Origin of the sequence: Rhizobium lentis, assembly GCF_014200175.1 — a bacterium.
Lineage (GTDB): Bacteria > Pseudomonadota > Alphaproteobacteria > Rhizobiales > Rhizobiaceae > Rhizobium > Rhizobium mulingense.
Genome location: NZ_JACHBD010000009.1, coordinates 108,361 through 124,811 on the forward strand (window position 1 = coordinate 108,361; position 16,451 = coordinate 124,811).

A 16,451-nucleotide genomic window follows, 5' to 3' on the forward strand; every position below is an offset into this window, starting at 1 on the left:
CGCGCTCCTCAGTGCTTCGGCGTCAGAACCGGAAACGCGGTCTGCGCGGGATCTTCGAGGGCCGCCTGTTCCTCGCTGTCACGCACAAGTGCGGCAGTCGTCACATCGATGCGGTCGGTCGCGATCGCGAAGGCATCCCAGAGCAGGATGAATAAGGCCGGCACGCCGAAGGCGAGCCCGGCGCCGTAGAAGACGCCCATCGAAATGCCGGTCGCCGGGGCTGATACGTGAAGGTTGATCACCGTCTGGGCCCAGCTTCCACTGATCATCAGCCACGTGGCGATCAGCATCATGCCGTAGCCGAGGAGCACGGCGAGCTTGGCGATCGGTTTCGGCAGGCGGGTGATCAGGGAGTCGACGCCGAGATGGGCGTGTTCGCGCATTGCGACGACGGCGCCGAGGAAGGTCAGCCAGATGAAAAAAATGCGCGACAGCTCCTCGGAGGAGGTAATTCCCTGGTTGAACGCGTAGCGAAGCACGACATTGCCGAAGACGAGGACTACCATGCCCGCCAGCAGCAGGGCGATCGTAACCTTCAGCGCGAAGAAATAAAAATCGATGATACGAATCATTCGCTCCTCCCAAGCGTGGCCTTGCCCTGTCGGCCGACCGTCGTCAGACCCGTCAGAGCGCGTCTTGACCGAAATATTGCCGTCGCGATCAAGTCCTCCACTGGTCGCCCTTCCAAAATGTACTAACTAGTTCGTATGTCAAGCGGCAACTATTGAAACATGTCGTCAACCTGAATAAGACTGACGGGCCTCGGAAACAGAAAACGCATGCTTAACCGAAGCCGAAAACCGAAATTCGAAATATAATACAATAGATTAGAAAGTGCGGTGGCGAGGTCCATGGCGGAACGGAGCGAAAACGGCCGGAAGAATGATCCGGAGCAGACGAAGGAAGACATCCTCCTCGTCGCAACTCAGGAATTCTCGACCCATGGCCTCGCCGGCGCCCGGGTCGACTCGATTGCCGAGAAGACGCGCACCTCGAAACGGATGATTTATTATTATTTCGGCAGCAAGGAGGGGCTCTATCTTGCCGTCCTGGAGCAGTCCTATCGCAAGATCCGCTCGCTGGAATCCGATCTGCATCTGTCCAATCTCGAACCGGAAGAGGCGCTGCGGACGCTGATCTCGACGACCTTCGATCACGACGAGGCCAATCCCGATTTCGTCCGCCTGGTCAGTATCGAAAACATCCATCACGCCGCGCATATGCTTCGTTCGGAGGCGATCCGCGATCTCAACGTTTCGGTTATCGAAACCATCGCCGGCATATTGGAGCGCGGCTTCGACCACGGCATCTTCCGGCGTAAGGCCGACCCGATCGACATCCATATGATGATCAGCGCCTTCTGCTTCTTTCGCGTGTCGAACCGCTATACGTTTGGGACGATCTTCAGGCGCAATCTCTCGGATGGCGATACTATCGAACGCCATCGCGGCATGATTGCCGACGCTGTCGTCAGCTATCTGAAAAGCTGAGAGCAGGAGACTCACCTCAACTGCGCGACGATGGCACGGGCAGGGTGATTTCGAACTCGGCGCCGGTGCCAACCGTCGGCCGAAGGTGGATCGTGCCACCATGGGAACTCAGCATGGCGCGGATAATGCCGAGGCCCATGCCTGTGCCGCCCTGTTCGCGGCGGGTCGAGAAGAACGGTTGAAAGATGCGTTCGCGATTAGCCTCGGAAATACCGCTGCCGTCGTCACGGACGAGAAAGACGGCCTTGCGGCCGTTGGCCGAGATGACGAATTCCAATAGCGAGGCGCCGTGCTGTAGCGCGTTTTCGGCGAGGTTGGCAAAGACAATGACGGCTGCTTCGTGCGGGAGCGCGATCGAGGTTTCCGCATCTCCGGCAGCCGAAACTTCAAGGGCGGGGAAACGCGAGCGCAGTGAAGCTATGATGCTGGCGACGTTGCTTCCGCCCTCGCTCACAGGCGTCTCCGCCTGCGCGAGCTCTCGCAACCGCTGCAGTAACGCATCGAGCCGGACAGCGTCCGCGACGATATTGTCGAGAAAATGCAAGCGCTGTGCTGTCGTCATCGGCTTCTCGGCATCGTCATCGCGCAGAAGTTCCGCCGCGCCCCGGATGGCCGTCAGCGGTGATTTCAGCTCGTGCGAAACATGGGCGGCAAACGAGCGGACATAGTCCGTGCGGTCGACCAGTTTTCCGGCAAGATCGAGGAAGCTTTGCGACAGCACCGCGATCTCCCGCGTTCCATGGCTGTCGAGCGGACGGATCGCCGCCTTGCCGCCGCGGGCAATCTCTTCCGTGCGGGCGATCAGGGCGTCGATGGGCCCGGTGATGGTGCGCGTCAGCACATAGGCAATGCCGAGCGTCAGTATCGCGACAATGGCAAGCGCCCCGATTTCCGCCGGCGCCATCCGGCTCGAATTCGCCTCGACGGCACGAAACCAGACGACGATCAAGATCGGCAGAGCCATGACGGCCAGCAGCACACCATAGACGATCAGCGCCAGCCTCGGCCGCCATTTCACCCTGACTTTCAGCGCCGGCATCAAGCCTTCCTCCCGAGTTCAACGCTAAGCTTGAAGCCGATGCCGTGAACGGTCGCGATGATCCCGGAGCCGCCGACCGCGGTGAATTTGGCTCTGATGTTGCGGATATGGCTGTCGATTGTCCGGTCGGCGACGTAGGTGCCAGCGCCGTAAGCGGCTTGCATCAATTGTTCGCGGCTGAAGACCATACCGGGACGCGACAGCAATGCTTCCAGGATTGCGAATTCCAGCGCCGTCATCGCGAGGGCGCTGTCGCCGAACATGACCGTCCGGCCGTGGCGATCCAGGCTGATCTCGCCGGCGACAAGGGCGGCATGGCGTCTGTCGGGCGCCGCCTCGTTGCCGCTTCGCTTCAATATCGCCTTGACCCTGGCGATGAGTTCGCGCGGGCTGAAAGGCTTGGTGACATAATCGTCGCCGCCGATTTCGAGCCCCAGGACCCTGTCGATCTCCTCGTCGCGGGCGGACAGAAACAGGATCGGCAAGCCCGATGTCTTGCGGATCTGCCGGCAGACCTCCAGACCATCCATATCGGGCATGCCGATATCGAGAATGATCAGATCGATGTTGCCGCGGCGGAAGGCCGCCATCGCCTCGATGCCGCCGCGAACGGCCGTCGATATCAAGCCAGCGCGTTCAAGAGCGAAGCAGATCACATCGCGGATGTGAGGTTCGTCATCGACGACGAGAATGCGGGGCGCCATCACCGGTCCTGTGTTGGTTTGTCGTGCCTGTTGTCATCGTTCTCGTTCTATCTTGCAATGGCAGCAGGAGACAGAAGATAGCTCTCCAGTCGCGCGGATCGGAAGGTCCAGTTCCGCCAGTCACGCCGACGTATCTGAAAATTCCTGGAGAGATCGTAGCGAACCGTCACCGCTTCGCTCTTCTTGTCGATCAGGTGGTCCGGCAGCATCTGGAGATAGCGATCGAGCGCCGGAATGACGGAAGGGCCGAGCGAGGAGAGATAGTCGAGATCGAGCGGCGGGCCTTCCTGACTGATCTCCTGGCTGTGGGCGATATTGAAGCGGGCGATGAAAGCCGGAAAATCGATGAAGGAGCTGATGTAGAGAATCATAAGGAGGGAGGCGAGGTTTGCGGTGATCAGCCATGCGTTGGATCGGTTGAACAGAATGCGCAGGAGGATCAGGACAAGACCGATGGCGACGATCCCCATCCAGAGACCGGCGGCGACACGCAGCTCCGTCAGCGAATAGACCTCGACGTAAAGCCCGAGCCGCAGCATCGAGGACAGGCAAAGCAGGACATTCTGGCCGATCCAGGCGTGGACGAGGCCGCGGATCAGCGCGCTATGATCGCCGGGGCCGCCGCGCCGCATGGCGACGAGGACGAAGCCGGCGGCGAGAAGTGCTGTGGCAATCAGCGGATAGGCGCCGCGATGGGCGTATTCGGCGTGGCTCATGTGCTCGGGCAGATCGGCGCCCCCCCAGAGATAGACAAGATCGAGAAGCGTCTGCACGGCAAAAATTGCGTTGAACAAGACCAGCGATCGCAACAGCGAAGCATGGCCAAGCGGCGCATTCCTGGTGGGCACGATCATGAACGATCTGCCGGCTTGCGATCTTGCAGCGCGACGCTTCAGGCGCGGCCGCAGCATCGCCCAGACGACAACAGCGATCATCATCCAGAAGCCGATCCGCCACAGATCGAGGAACTGCAGCAAAACGGCAAAATCGATGCTGCGCAGCGCGATCTCGATCAACGGATTGGCCGCAGCAAAGAGAGATACGAAGATCGCTGCCAGAATGACCGGCATGATCCAGAGGCCAGCGCCTTGTCGGACCACAGCAAAAGAAAACCGTTTGGCCGGCGTCGCAAGATATTTCCGGATACTCTCGCCAAGCCGCAAGGGAATGACGAGAGCGAAGCGGAAGAACACCAGAGGCAGAGCGGTAAGGCGGCGAGGCATCAGCCTGGCGCTGACCAGAGCAACCCACATCAGTGCGCCGAAACAAAGGGCAAGGCCCGTGAGCGAGGGCATTTCCACAAGGGGCGCCGACGCCAGGACCAAAAAACCGAGCAGGAAAGCCGCCATCGGAAACTGAGGCCTCTTCCTGGCCGAAAACAAAATGCCGACGCAGACGGCGAGCGCAAAAAGGAAGAGGTTTATCCCCAGCGCCCGGCCAAAGATCAGAAAATCCGCAAGCGCCACCAGCGCAAGCAGGGCCACGGGACGGCCACCGCCGCGTTTGATCGGCATCGGCTCTGTCAAAATATCGGCTGTATCCATTGCTGCTCCTCTTGCAAAGGCCGGGTTGAGATCACGATGAGCCTCGTGTCCGATCTCGCTGCGGCAGGCGCGTTTTGAGACCCGTCCGTCAGCCACCAGCCGTCATTACGGAGGCGATCCGGTAAAGCGAAGGGTGCGGGACGGGGCGGGTTGCTGTTCTTGCTCATGGCAGGAAGATGGCGCGCCGGATTGCAGATTTTGTGCAAAAAGCGAGGAGCAATTCAGGAAATTGCCCCTAAGCGCCGCGCGTCCGTTGAGACGCGCAGAGGACGCTGCCACATTAAGCAGCCGCCCGTGAACGCAAGGTCAGGACCTAGGTCGGGGCGTATGTCGGCGCCGCTCGTGTTCCGCAAGCAAGGGGGAAGGAATTAAGAAGGACACTATCGGAATCGCTGTGCACGTCTGGCATTGTGCAGCAGCTCGCAGGCTGTCGCGAAGGGCCCGAAAAGTTTGAGCAGCATCGCTTGTTCCTCGGCATCTATATAGTGACGAGCGCAGAATTCCGTGACGGACCAAACTTTCATCAGATCGTCCGTTTCGATTTGCCTGGGTTCGATGTGTTCAGTCAACGGCGTGTCCTCCGAGCATCAAGACTACGCCCCCGAGGATTTTATAAGAACTAGCTAAAAAGGATTACGAGCAACTATATCTAAGGCGATGTCACGTTGTCTGCAGCTTAACGGTTGGCGGAAAGCAGGGATGAGCTCGCCGACGATCAGCTACAAGAACCGCCGCTTTCCACCGCAGGCTGCCAAGCGATTGCTGGTCAGGCCGCTGAAGAAGAAGGGCCTGTCGCCGAAGCGCATCGTCAGCGACAAACTGCGCTCATATGGAGCAGCAAGGCGCGATCGAATGCCCGGGCGTCGAACATCGCTCACATAAAGGCGTGAACAATCGTGCGGAAAATTCCCATCTGACGCTCCGAAAACGAGAGCGGGTGATGCAGGGTTTCCGATCTGTCGAAGGCTTGCAACGTTTCATCTCGGTCTTTTCCGCAGGCAGAAATCTTTTCGCCCCGCACCGTAAACGCTCAGCCCTGGACCCCCGCATTCATCGGATTCGCGCAATGGCGCAGTGAAAAGCTGTGACCGCAGCAGCTGTCTGAGTTCAAGTGAAGCGCTTCATGCGTCCTCAGTCAAGCAACGTGACAATGCCCTCTCGGCAGCTCGCTCGCACACATTTCCCCCCATGGCCAAGGAGCAAACCTAGACGGGTCAACTATCGTGAAGAAAACCGGCAGTGCTCGTCGTGACATTTGTTGCGGCTTTTTGCTGTACGTCCTCTTTGCCCGTGCGGTCACCTCCGCACACGACGGCATAAAGGCAGTCAAGTGAGGTACGTCGCAACCATTGCCGAGGCCACACTGCGCCCTAATTGCAAAGACTTGGCGAGAGCGACCGGTGCATCGATGTCTTCGAGTAACGCCAAAGATCACGGAGGCGGAATTGGAAAATGACCTCGGCCCCCGTCGCGTCTATTCGACCTCGCCATCCTCCCCTTCACGCATGCCTGCCTTCGCGAGTGTCCTCGCTGTTATTGCTATTCTGTATTTCGGCAAGGAAGTACTTCTTCCTCTAGCAATCGCGGTCCTGTTGACGTTCGCCTTGGCTCCCATTTCCTCTCGTCTTCGAAAGCTTGGCCTGCCTCGTATTCCGGCGGTCATCATCACTGTCGTGCTCGCTTTTCTTGTCCTCGTCCTGTTCGGGCTTGTCGTAGCGGGACACATTGCCGAAGTCGCCCAGAACCTTCCGGCCTACCAGGGCAACATCATTGCAAAAATCCGGTCTCTCCAGGAAAGTGGAACGGACAGCGGTATTGTGCGGCGCCTGACATCCGTCGTTGAAAGCGTCGGTCGTGAGCTCAGCAATGCGGAGGAGCGCCCAGTTGCTCCCGGTAACGCATCAAGACCAAGAGAGCCCGTGCTCGTCGAGATATTCGCGCCGAGCAGACCAATTGAAACGCTTACTAGCCTGATTGGTCCTCTGCTTGGCCCCATCGCCTCATTGGGTTTGATCGTCGTCGTCGTAATATTCATGCTGTTAGAGCGGGAAGAGCTTCGCGATCGCTTTATCCGGCTCGTTGGCTATGGCGATCTGCATCGCACAACAGAAGCCATCCAGGAGGCGGGAAGCCGCGTCGCGCGGTATCTTCTTATGCAGTTGGTGGTGAACTGCGCTTACGGCGTTCCATTGGCGCTCGGACTGTGGGCGGTCGGCATACCAAATCCAGCGCTCTGGGGGATGCTGGCCATCGTCCTTCGATTTGTCCCCTATATCGGCCCTGTCATCGCGACAGTTCTGCCGCTGTTCCTGGCCTTTGCAGTCGACCCTGGCTGGAGCCTTGTTCTCTGGGTTGCGGCCATTTTCGTCGTGCTGGAATTGACCAGCAACAATGTCATCGAGCCCTGGCTCTATGGTTCTCGTACCGGACTCTCTCCGCTGGCAATCATCGTCGCGGCGATTTTTTGGGCATGGCTGTGGGGCCCAGTCGGTCTTGTCCTGTCCACGCCATTGACGGTGTGTCTTGCAGTCCTGGGACGGTACGTCCCGCAGTTCGAGTTCCTTGAGGTGGTTTTTGGTAGTGACCCGGTGCTCGATCCCAAGGAGCGGCTGTACCAGCGGCTCCTTGCCGGCGATCCGGACGAGGCGACCGATTACGCTGAGGAATTCCTTGAGGAGGATTATCTCGAGGACTACTACGGCAAGGTTGCCATTCCCGCCCTTCTACTGGCGGAGAAAGATAGGCGTCGAGGCGTGTTGACCGCGGAGCAGATGGAACAGGTGTTCGGGACCGCCATCACGCTAGTCTCGAACCTTGCGGAAATCGCGCAGGAAGAAGAACAAGAAGAAGAGGAAGAGGAAGAACAGAAGGAGAAGGAATCATCGGCAGGTCGGCCCAGCACCCTGCCGAAAGAAGGCAATGAAAATGAAAGCGAACTCCCTGACGGACGTGGCAAGACCGTCTTCTGCATCGGAGGCAGGGGTCCGCTCGACGACGCGTCGGCTGCGATGCTCGCCCAGGTTCTTCAGGTACAGGGAGCCGAGGTGGTCGCAGCGAGGCATTCTGACATCCCCAATCGGCGCGCCATGAGCCTCGTTCCGAAACAATCGAACGCCATCGTGGTTTGCTTCCTCAACGAGGACTCGGCACGGCACGCCAGCATACTTATTCGTCGGTTCAAGCGCATATACCCGGCCATTCGCGTCGGCGCGGTCCTTTGGGTGGAAAACCAGGAGGCAAGGCAACCGCCTACGCCTCGGGAGGCAGATTTCGTTGCCACGACCTTGACCTCAGCTGCCTGCGAGGCACTCGCCGATGCACCAGCATCATTGGTGACCCCCGCGCGCAAGATTCGTACCAGGCGATCCTCGAAAAAGACAGGCATGACCGCCGCGCAGTCCGGGATTTAGCGGGAAACTCCTGGCGGCGTCAAGCGGCCGGTGAGAACAAGCTAATCATAAGAATAGCACATTCACCGGTGGAAGACTCGCAGCCGTCACGTTCTAGAAAACGATCTCATTGTCCTCCGCAGTGATTAAGTCGCTGCCTGATTCTGTGGAGGTCGCCAATAGCGCTGTCGTCGAGCAAGACCAGATCGTCGTTCTCGAAGTGAGGATTAATGAGGTCGACCGGCAATGGTGGGCTGATTACCGCAACGCACTGGAGGGAGGCTTCGTCAGGAGAGTCGTTATATGGGATGCAAATCAAGAGGTTATGAGGAGCGGCTAACTGGGGGATCGCAGGGGTCGCCAGCGCTGTGGCCCTCAAGGAACTTCGACCAACTTCAAGAGTTAGTCTGGTCCCCACACTCGAAACGGTAATCGGATTCGCCCATGGCTATGGAAAAAACACTCAATGACCTCTTCCTCGACACTCTCAAAGACATCTATTTTGCCGAAAAGCAAATCCTGAAAGCTCTGCCCAAGATGGCGCGCGCGGCGCAAGCGGAAGAAGGCAAGGCCGGTTTCCTGCAGCACCGCGATGAAACTCAAGGCCAGATCCAACGCCTAGAACAGGTGTTCGAGCTTCTCGGAAAGCCTGCCCGCGGTAAGACCTGCGAAGCCATCCAGGGGATTATCGCTGAAGGCGAAGAGATCATGGAAGAATACAAGGGAACCGCAGCGCTCGACGCCGGTCTCATCTCCTCGGCGCAGTCCGTCGAGCACTACGAGATCGCCCGCTACGGCACCCTGAAATCCTGGGCAAGGCAGCTGGGCCTCAACGACGCGATCCCGCTGCTGGATGCAAACCTTCAGGAAGAGATTGCCACCGACCAGAAGCTGACAGCGCTCGGTGAAGCCTCGGCAAATCCCAAGGGCTCGCAGAAGAAGGCCAGCTAAGCCTTGGTCCTCCTAATCAGGCCGCCTTTTGAAGGCGGCTTTTTCATTTGAGCATGCCTTCCCCCAACAGACGTTACGGAGGACTCCCCATGGCCAAGAAGACGACGGCTTCCAAAGCAAGCCCTAAACTGGCGACCGCCACAATCCACGACCAGAAGCTCCATCGAGGTCAAGGCGGCGAACTCCATCAGTTCGCGGAGGACGGTCAACCCCTCCTGACGACCGCTCAGGGCGGACCTGTCGCCGACGATCAGAACACGCTGCGTCTCGGCGCCCGTGGTCCTGCCCTCATCGACGATTTTCACTTCCGAGAGAAGATCTTCCACTTCGACCACGAACGGATTCCCGAGCGCGTCGTCCATGCCCGCGGCTATGGAGCCCACGGGTTCTTCGAAACATATGAATCCCTAGCGAGCTATACGCGAGCCGACCTCTTCCAGCGGCACGGCGAGAAGACACCGGCCTTCGTCCGCTTTTCCACCGTCGCCGGCAACAAGGGCTCCGCCGATCTCGCGCGCGACGTTCGCGGCTTCGCCGTCAAGCTTTATACGCAGGAGGGCAACTGGGATCTCGTCGGCAACAACATTCCGGTATTCTTCATTCAGGACGCCGTCAAGTTTCCCGACATTATTCATGCCGCCAAGCAGGAGCCGGACCGGGCTTTCCCCCAAGCGCAGACCGCCCATGACAATTTCTGGGACTTTATCAGCCTGACACCGGAAAGCATGCACATGGTCATGTGGATCATGTCGGACCGCACGATCCCCCGCTCCTTCCGCTTCATGGAAGGCTTCGGCGTGCATACCTTCCGGTTCGTGAATGCCAAGGACGAATCAACTTTCGTCAAGTTTCACTGGAAACCGAAGCTGGGCCTTCAGTCGGTGGCCTGGAACGAGGCGGTCAAGATCAACGGCGCCGATCCGGATTTCCATCGCCGTGACCTCTGGCAGTCGATCCAGTCAGGCAACTTTCCGGAATGGGAACTGTGCGTCCAACTCTTCGACCAAGAGTTCGCCGACAGCTTCGACTTCGACGTGCTCGATCCGACCAAGATCATTCCCGAGGAAATTTTGCCGGTCCAGCCGATCGGCCGCCTTGTTCTCAACAGAATGCCCGACAACTTCTTCGCGGAAACCGAGCAGGTGGCGTTCATGACCCAGAACGTGCCGCCGGGGATCGACTTCAGCAACGATCCGCTGCTGCAGGGCCGCAACTTCTCTTATCTCGACACGCAGCTGAAGCGCCTCGGTGGTCCGAACTTCACCCATCTGCCGATCAACGCCCCGAAGTGTCCGTTCCACAACTTCCAGCAGGACGGCCACATGGCAATGCGCAACCCGGTCGGTCGAACCAATTACCAACCGAATTCGCGCAACGGGGGGCCGCGGGAGTCGCCGGTCCAAGGCTATCGGCACTTCGCGTCTGAGGAACGGGGTCCGAAGGTCCGGCTCCGTCCCGAAAGCTTTGCCGATCACTATAGCCAGGCACGGCAATTCTATATCAGCCAGACGCCGCCGGAACAGCGGCACATCGCCATGGCCCTGACATTCGAACTCAGCAAGGTTGAAATGCCGGTCATCCGTGAACGCATGGTGGCTCATCTCCTCAACATCGACGAGACGTTGGCAACAACCGTTGCCCAGAAGCTCGGCTTCCAATCCATGCCGAAGCCTGCGGATGCGGCGATGCCGACCCGTCAGGATCTCGAGCCTTCGCCGGCCCTCAGCATCGTTGAGCGCGGCCCCAAGCGATTCGAAGGGCGCAAGCTGGGCATTTTGATCACCGACGGTGTGGACGCATCGCTTTTGAACGGTCTGACCACGGCGATCGCTAAAGAAAAGGCCGTATGCGAGCTGATAGCACCAAAGGTCGGTGGCGTGACGGCCTCCGATGGTACCTGGATCGAGGCCCACCATATGATCGACGGTGGTCCATCGGTCCTCTTTGATGCGGTTGCGTTGTTGACCTCTCCGGCAGCAATGGGTGACCTTGTCAACGAAGCTGCCGCGCGCGACTTTGTCGCCGACGCCTTCCAGCATTGCAAATTCATCGGCTACGACCAGTCGGCACTGCCTCTCCTGGAAAAGGCCGGCGTCGCCAATGCGCTCGATGAGGGTGTCCTTGCCCTGCCAGGCGAGGAAGGCCTTTCCACTTTCGTGGCGGAGCTTGGCAAGCTGCGCGTCTGGGGTCGCGAGCCTTCCGTGAAACTCGGCAAGGCGACCTCACCATCTGCATGATCGACAGATTGAGGGGCGCGGAGACGCCGCGCACCTCAACAACGTCCAAGCCCGCGAATACGAAGTGGGAGGCCGAGAACTGATGTGTAAGCTGTGCCTGCGGCTTGGCGAACAATGCCAGCTATTTTAACGGCGCTAGCGCAATGCGGGGCACGGTAACCCGAACGCAAAGGCCGTTCGACTGCCATTCGCACCAAGTATTCGCATGGAAGCCCTGGCGATGGCCGGCGCCACGTCTTTCCGTGCCACCCTCGAGTCGTTCCCGCCTTTGTCGCGCAAATTTTCTGCTGCCGCTGTTAAACCGGCATCCGGAACAGGAATGCGGTATGGTTGTCGTCGGAGTGGACCTCAAGCCTACCGCCATGGCTTCGAGCAATCTCGTATGAGATGAACAGACCAAGGCCAAGCCCCTGCTTCTCCGCAGAGCTTGTGACCCGGAAGAAGGGCTCGAACAGGTGGTCCTTTACGTGCTTGGGGATCGGTTTGCCCTCATTCGCAACCGTTATCAGGATTTCATTCAGGGCCGATGCCGCGACGACCGTCACCGGCCGGTCGGGGGCCCCATGCGCCAATGCGTTACCCAGCAGGTTGGATACCAGCTGAGCGACCCGGCCGCCGTCACAACGTACCTCGATCTCGATATCAAGCGAGCTCTGGATGTCTCGGCCGGGATGTGCGGTCTGTAATTCGTGGACAACCTGCTCAAGCACGGCCCGCAAGTCGGTCGGGTTCGGATTGATAGCGATGCCTTGCCCAGCTCTGCAGCGCGCAAGGTCGAGCATGTCTCGGATCAGGCTGGACATGCGCTCGGTACTTTGGCTCATCATCGTCAGAACGCGCCGTGCCTTGTCGGTCTGAGGTTCCCGCGACAGAATGTTGAGCCCTCCTGAAATCGACGCGAGCGGATTGCGCAGATCATGGCCCAGGATTGCGACAAACTGCTCCCTTAAGCGAGCCACCTCCTTTTCCGCAAGCAGCCCTTGCTCAAGCTGGAGCCGCTCGGCAATACCTGCATCGATACGCTCTTCCAGAGTTCTGTTCAGGTCCGCGAGCTCTCGGCGGGCTCGGTCGGCGGCGTTCTTCGCGTCCACCAGGTCGCGCTCGTATCGCCGTCGATCCGCCGCCTGAAACAGGGTTATGCGCGTAAACTGAACACCTCCGTCGCTCGATCGGCGTTCGGCCGCATTGGCCAGAACAGGCAGCTTCCGCCCGTCCGGACCGACGAGGTCCAGTGCGACTTCATTGAAGTACCCCTGCATTCGCAACAAAGGAGCAAAGTGTGTCTCGTAGAAAATCTTGCCTGGCACGTTCAGCAGATCGTAAAACCGCTTGCCGAGGAGCTCAAAACTCTGCGTACCCAACCATCCTGCAAGCGTTCGATTGACTTTTACGATCACGCCGTCAGCTGAGAGGGAGACGTAGCCACACGGGGCATTCTCGTAGAGGTCGTCCAGATCCTCCATGGTGCCCTCCAGCCCTCCTTGAGGCCCAGCCTTACACAAAGGCTTTGATCGCGGAAATAACCTGAGCAGGCGCGCTCAAGTTCGGACAATGCCCTGTTGCGTTGATCACGATCATTTCCCCGTTCGGCAGATGGTCCCGCACATACTCCCCCACCCCCTGCTGGGCGATGACATCCTGCTTGCTTTGGATCACGAGCGCCCGTGCCTGGCAGCGTGGAAGGTCCGCTCTATTGTCGGACAGAAAGGTGACGCGCGCAAACGCCTTGGCAATATCCGGGTCGGTACGGCAAAAACTGTTCACAAGCTCTTCGCTGAGCTCGGGGCGATCAGGGTTGCCCATGATTACGGGGCCCATGGCGGCAGACCATCCCATGTGATTATCGTCCAGGAACTCAAGCAGCTCCTCAATCTGTTCCCGCGTGAAGCCACCCTCATATCCTTCTTCGTTGATATAGCGGGGCGATGGTCCAATCAGGACAAGCTCGCTGAACAGATCAGGTGCGTCGATTGAGGCGAGAATGCCGATCATCGCGCTGACGGAATGTGCAACGAATACGCCACCTGTGATATCCAGTGCCTGACCTATCTGGACGATATCAGCCGCGTAGCCTGCAAGGCTGGAATACTTGGCATTCTCATAGGCGCCGAGGTCGGACTTGCCGCACCCGACATGGTCGAAGAGGACGACCTTGTAGTCCTGTTCAAAGGCCGGCGTGACATGCCGCCACATGTTCTGGTCGCAGCCGAAGCCGTGAGCAAAGACCATGGCACGCCGTCCTTCACCCCGCACGGTGACATTGTTCCTTGCGATGACCGACATAATCCCTCCGACTTGGGTACAAGCGCGTGGGCTTCCTGCCACCACACGCAGTGGAACATAGGAACATTATCGGCAGCGTCGAGTGCCTTAACCCTTTGGCCAAAACTCGGTGGTCTGTCCGTATCCCCAAGGTAGAATGATAATGCGAAGCACCGGAATAAGCATGCGGTCGCCTGTTCATACCACGTGGAACCGATGTGACGTTGTCTGCAGCTTAACGGTTGAGGGATAATGGGCGAGGATGAGCTCGCCGACGATCAGCTACAAGAACCACCGCTTTCCACCGCAAATCATCGCCCATGCGGTGTGGCTGTACTTCCAGTTTCCATTGAGCCTGCGGCTGGTCGAAGGAAATGCTGTTGGAGCGGGGCATTGTCGGATCTTACGAAACGATCCGGCGATGGGGCCGGCGGGGCGGCTTATGCCAAGCAGTTGCGTAGAAAGAAGCCGTCGCAAAAGTATATCTGGCATTTGGACGAGGTGGTGGTGTCCATCGGCGGCCGGAAACATTGGCTTTGGCGCGCCGTTGACCAAGACGGCTACGTTCTGGCGCAGCGGAAAGCAGTGACCGCAGCAACTGTCTGAGTTCAAGGGAAGCGCTTCATGCGTCCTCAAACAACGTGACAACGCCCTCTCCAAGAAGGATATATGAGGAACGCGGATGCGAAAACGCCCGCCGATCGTGCGGCGGGCGTCTTGTCTCATTGATGCTTCAGATCAAACACCGACGCCGTCGGGATGAGCGTCCGTGCCGAGGATATTGAGCGTTACCTTGGCAGTGTCCGTATGGCCTTCGCCGTCGGAGATCTTGTAGTAGCGGAGAACTTCCGTGTAGGTCACGCCTGCATCCAGATCGGCCGTCAGGTCGTAGGTGAACGTGCCGTCCGACTTGACATGGAACATGCCATACGTGCCGGCAACGTCGGTTACGGCGTCGGCAGCGGCGCCTACCTTGGTGCTCAGGAACTCGCGCAGGAACATCTTGCCGTTGTCGCCGGCAATGTCGTTGTCCAAAACGTTGCCGCCGATGGCCTGGCCTTCGGTGAAGTGGTAGGTGTCATCGACCGCAACCGGCTTGATCTGAGTCACGCCCTGGATGTTCAGGGTGAACAGGCCCATGTCGGTGTGACCGGCGCCGTCGGAGATCTTGTAGGAAACTTTTTCGACCAGCGTCTCACCATGGGTGAAACCGATCTTGGCGGCGTCGCTCAGAACATAGGTGTAGCTGCCGTCGGCCTTGACGAAGAACGTGCCGTAGTCGCCATGGATTTCGGTGACCTGACCGGCCTGCTTGGCGCCGACCGACTGCTGGTCGAAGGCGCGCAAGAACAGGTGGCCGTTGTCTGAGGAATCGTTGGACAGAAGATTTCCGGAAATTACGTCGGTTTCTTGAAAAGTCGCACTATCATCAGTTGCGTGAACCGGGGAAGCCATTAGTTTCTCCTAAAATTGTATTTCTGTGGGTCATTTTGACCTTCGCGAGCGACTTCTTTTAACAACTTATTAATCATGCAAGTCAATGGGGTATTTAACGCAAGTTTAACATTCATCCATAACGTGCATGAACGTTTTAGGAAGCGACCAATACGTTATTAAATCCAATCAAATTTGAACCAATTTCGACCAATTTACACCCGGTAAACTTGAAGGAACTGCTCCGTGACTATGTGGCGGCCGTGCTCTTCTGACGCAGCTTCTATCCCGGCTGCACACCGTTGCAATCCTTGACACCGGCACCTACCTCAGAGCGCAATCGATCTCACCGGACACAAGCAGTGCCGATACGGGAATGAACGCAAATGGATCGGCGGAATGCGCCATCCGGACGGCCCATGGGCAATCGCAGCAGCAAGATGATTCCGGCTACGGCCGTTGGAGGATTTCTTTTTGAACCCAAAAAATATGGCGACTGCGGCTGCGGTCGTTGATCGGCCGGCGCCAGGGGCGCGATGCTGTCCCATTGCTGGAGCGTGAAGGGCATTCGCCTTCTAAGCCGCCATGAATGCAGGCCTGATTACCTGATAACGCGGCTGACGGAGATCGGCCCACCATCCAAACAAGGAGAATGCGAATGCAGGTACTCGTCAGAGACAACAACGTCGATCAAGCCCTGAGGGCGTTGAAAAAGAAATGCAGCGCGAAGGGCTGTTCCGCGAAATGAAGGAGTGGCGCGCCTATGAGAAGCCCTCGGAACGCCGCGTCAGAGAACAAGCTCAGGCGATCAGCCGGCAGCGCAAGGCCGCACGCAAGAAGATGCAGCGCGAAGGACTCCCGACCGAACGGAAGCAGGTGGTAGTGCGTTAACAGCTTTCCCGAAAGGATAGACAATGGACGAATTGAATAGCCTTGTCATTTCAGAAGAACGCCTCGAGGATTGCCGTGATGTGGTCGAGCCGGATCTGCAAGACCTGATCCAGCGTGCGCTGACATCGGGCTTTTCAAGGGAGGAAATCCTCATAGCCGTCAGCGAACTGGTCGCAGAAGACTTCGCAATGGTCATGGAAACTCCAAGCGTGCATTGAGGAACGAATGGTGACGGTGACGGTGCAAAAGGATGTCTTTGGTGTGGCCGAGAACCGCCTTCCGAAGGGGTTTCGATATTCTTCGGATATCGAACCCCGGATCTGCAGCGTTCCGTTCTCGAAGCGATACCGGCCTGTCGTTTAGAGCCTTCGACTTCCATGGGTTCGAAGGCAACCGCAGGACGGTTTCCTTCGGCTGAAAATACGACTCGACAGAGCATCAGGAAAGCAGAGGCGATATCGTTATTGCTGCCGCCTATTCGTGAGGTCGCCGCAGGTTTCACGGGCATGT

At 58.4% G+C, this 16,451-nt stretch carries 12 protein-coding genes and 4 pseudogenes; 8 read left to right on the forward strand and 8 right to left on the reverse strand.

Annotated features, from left to right (window positions below; genetic code table 11):
- Window positions 1-8 precede the first annotated feature (8 nt).
- Window positions 9-572: a TRAP transporter small permease gene (locus GGI60_RS20965; RefSeq protein WP_183918468.1), complete on the reverse strand. Its 564-nt coding sequence runs from the start codon at window positions 570-572 to the stop codon at window positions 9-11.
- A 279-nt stretch (window positions 573-851) separates the two neighbouring features.
- Here GGI60_RS20965 and GGI60_RS20970 point away from each other — a divergent pair, with 279 nt between their 5' ends.
- Window positions 852-1,490 (forward strand): TetR family transcriptional regulator, encoded by a 639-nt coding sequence (locus GGI60_RS20970; protein WP_183918467.1) that lies wholly within the window; start codon window positions 852-854, stop codon window positions 1,488-1,490.
- A gap of 16 nt (window positions 1,491-1,506) precedes the next feature.
- Here the strand turns inward: GGI60_RS20970 and GGI60_RS20975 are convergent, their stop codons facing one another.
- From GGI60_RS20975 to GGI60_RS32120, 4 genes are all read right to left on the reverse strand, one after another.
- Window positions 1,507-2,529, reverse strand: coding sequence for a sensor histidine kinase KdpD (locus tag GGI60_RS20975; RefSeq protein WP_183918466.1), 1,023 nt, complete (start codon window positions 2,527-2,529; stop codon window positions 1,507-1,509).
- Window positions 2,529-3,233, reverse strand: a complete 705-nt coding sequence (locus GGI60_RS20980) for a response regulator (protein WP_183918465.1) — start codon at window positions 3,231-3,233, stop codon at window positions 2,529-2,531. Before GGI60_RS20980 ends, GGI60_RS20975 begins: the two co-directional genes overlap by 1 nt.
- A 47-nt stretch (window positions 3,234-3,280) precedes the next feature.
- Window positions 3,281-4,777: a DUF4173 domain-containing protein gene (locus tag GGI60_RS20985; RefSeq protein ID WP_183918464.1), complete on the reverse strand. Its 1,497-nt coding sequence runs from the start codon at window positions 4,775-4,777 to the stop codon at window positions 3,281-3,283.
- Window positions 4,778-5,157: 380 nt separating this feature from the next.
- Window positions 5,158-5,346, reverse strand: a complete 189-nt coding sequence (locus tag GGI60_RS32120; protein ID WP_096763924.1) for a hypothetical protein — start codon at window positions 5,344-5,346, stop codon at window positions 5,158-5,160.
- A 175-nt stretch (window positions 5,347-5,521) separates the two neighbouring features.
- On the opposite strand from GGI60_RS32120, the pseudogene GGI60_RS20990 reads away from it, so the two are divergent.
- The 4 genes and pseudogenes from GGI60_RS20990 to catE all read left to right on the forward strand — a co-directional run.
- Window positions 5,522-5,855, forward strand: a pseudogene (locus GGI60_RS20990) (DDE-type integrase/transposase/recombinase); the annotation flags it as partial.
- 330 nt (window positions 5,856-6,185) lie between these two features.
- Window positions 6,186-8,187, forward strand: a pseudogene (locus GGI60_RS20995) (AI-2E family transporter).
- 423 nt (window positions 8,188-8,610) lie between these two features.
- Window positions 8,611-9,117: a ferritin-like domain-containing protein gene (locus GGI60_RS21000; protein ID WP_183918462.1), complete on the forward strand. Its 507-nt coding sequence runs from the start codon at window positions 8,611-8,613 to the stop codon at window positions 9,115-9,117.
- 89 nt (window positions 9,118-9,206) lie between these two features.
- Window positions 9,207-11,354, forward strand: coding sequence for a catalase C (catE, locus tag GGI60_RS21005; RefSeq protein ID WP_183918461.1), 2,148 nt, complete (start codon window positions 9,207-9,209; stop codon window positions 11,352-11,354).
- A gap of 296 nt (window positions 11,355-11,650) precedes the next feature.
- Here catE and GGI60_RS21010 read toward each other — a convergent pair whose 3' ends face one another.
- Together GGI60_RS21010 and GGI60_RS21015 are read right to left on the reverse strand one after the other, a co-directional pair.
- Window positions 11,651-12,817, reverse strand: a complete 1,167-nt coding sequence (locus tag GGI60_RS21010) for a PAS domain-containing sensor histidine kinase (RefSeq protein WP_183918460.1) — start codon at window positions 12,815-12,817, stop codon at window positions 11,651-11,653.
- Between the two features lie 31 nt (window positions 12,818-12,848).
- Window positions 12,849-13,637, reverse strand: a complete 789-nt coding sequence (locus GGI60_RS21015) for an alpha/beta fold hydrolase (protein ID WP_096763920.1) — start codon at window positions 13,635-13,637, stop codon at window positions 12,849-12,851.
- 231 nt (window positions 13,638-13,868) lie between these two features.
- Here GGI60_RS21015 and GGI60_RS21020 point away from each other — a divergent pair.
- Window positions 13,869-14,186 (forward strand): annotated as a pseudogene (locus GGI60_RS21020) (IS6 family transposase); the annotation flags it as partial.
- Between the two features lie 168 nt (window positions 14,187-14,354).
- On the opposite strand, the gene GGI60_RS21025 reads toward GGI60_RS21020, so the two are convergent.
- Window positions 14,355-15,071 (reverse strand): Ig-like domain-containing protein, encoded by a 717-nt coding sequence (locus tag GGI60_RS21025; protein WP_183918459.1) that lies wholly within the window; start codon window positions 15,069-15,071, stop codon window positions 14,355-14,357.
- A 637-nt stretch (window positions 15,072-15,708) separates the two neighbouring features.
- Here GGI60_RS21025 and rpsU point away from each other — a divergent pair.
- Both rpsU and GGI60_RS21035 read left to right on the forward strand, forming a co-directional pair.
- Window positions 15,709-15,941: pseudogene (rpsU, locus tag GGI60_RS21030) on the forward strand (30S ribosomal protein S21).
- Window positions 15,942-15,964: 23 nt separating this feature from the next.
- Window positions 15,965-16,159, forward strand: coding sequence for a hypothetical protein (locus GGI60_RS21035; protein ID WP_183918458.1), 195 nt, complete (start codon window positions 15,965-15,967; stop codon window positions 16,157-16,159).
- The last annotated feature ends 292 nt before the right edge of the window (window positions 16,160-16,451 follow it).